General features: G+C 56.9%; 1 protein-coding gene. It reads right to left on the bottom strand.

Annotated features, from left to right (window positions below; translation table 11 throughout):
• Positions 1-216 precede the first annotated feature (216 nt).
• Positions 217-1,176 (bottom strand): IS110 family transposase, encoded by a 960-nt coding sequence (locus tag GVL61_RS24395; protein ID WP_200844962.1) that lies wholly within the window; start codon positions 1,174-1,176, stop codon positions 217-219.
• Positions 1,177-1,287: the final 111 nt, after the last annotated feature.

Raw genomic sequence — 1,287 nt, 5'->3', positions numbered from 1 at the left:
GGCCTTTGAATACGGCACTCAGAAACCGCTGGCCGGTATGGTGATCCGCGGATCAGATCCAAATCTCATTGGCGAGCTGTAGCGCTCTAAGTCCTGAACTGGTTTTTCTGATCCAGATCTGTTCGATCATTTGGCCCATTCGGGTCATCGCCTTCTCACACTCCCGTCTATCCGGCGTCAGGCAGAATTCGCAGCATAATATTACGCTGGGCCTACCTATGCCAGAACTCGACAATCCTCATTTTTCGTCAGCATGGCCCAAATTACCCGCGCCATCTTGTTGGCCAGGGCGATCGCAACTAGCATCCGCGGCTTTCGCGATGTGATGCGTGCTAGCCACGAATCCTCCGGTATGGATTTGCGCCCGAACCAGTTCAGCCGCGACATTGCACCGATGATCAGTAATCGGCGGATATCAGCCTGCCCTGCCTTTGTAGTGTGACCGAGCCGCTCTTTTCCGCCGGAAGAAAGCTGGCGCGGAACAAGGCCCAGCCAGGCGGCAAAGGCGCGACCACAATTGAAGCTGCTCATCGGCGGCGCGAATGCTTCGACTGCCAAAGCCGTCATCGGACCGACCCCAGGGATCGTTTGCAAGCGCCGGGCTGTATCAGCCTCCGCCGCAAGAGCTTTGATCTTTTCCGTCCGGGCGTTGATACGGATTGCCTGCTCGGCGATCTGTTCCAGCAGATCGCGGCATTCGTCCCGCATCAAGTCAGGGAAGTCACTGTGTGGCGCCTCAAGCATCTCGTCAATCCGTCGGATCTGCCGTGTGCCTTGTGGAACGACATGGTCGTATTCGTACAAAGCTGCCCTGAGTGCGTTGATGGTCTCGGTACGCTGGTGGACGAGCCGTTCGCGAGCCCGGAACAAAATCGCTCGGCTTTGTTGCTCGACACCTTTGGGCTCGACGAAGCGCATTTCAGGTTGCCGAGCCGCGATTACAATGGCCTCTGCATCGGCCGCATCGTTCTTCTGTCGCTTCACGAACGGTTTTACGTAACGCGGCGCAATCAGTTTTACCTCATGCCCAAAGCTGATCATCTCTCGAGCCCAGTGATGCGTGCTGCCACAAGCTTCCATCACGACTGACGCGGGAGGCTGCTCGGCCATGAATTTGGAAAAACTTTGACGTGACAGCTTCTTGCGGAACCTTGGTTCCCCGGTCATCCTTGGCATGATGCAATGTCGTCTGGGAGGGCGGCAACCACCCCATCTCATTGATCAGAGCCAGAAGAGCACTGTGGCAGTGAGAGCGAGGGCGGAGAAGAAAACTGTTGGGCAGCGGTC

Source organism: Novosphingobium sp. 18050, from assembly GCF_902706195.1.
Taxonomy (GTDB): Bacteria; Pseudomonadota; Alphaproteobacteria; order Sphingomonadales; family Sphingomonadaceae; genus Novosphingobium.
The sequence above is the reverse complement of the archived record's forward strand: the minus strand, read 5'-3'. Positions and strand labels throughout refer to the sequence as shown.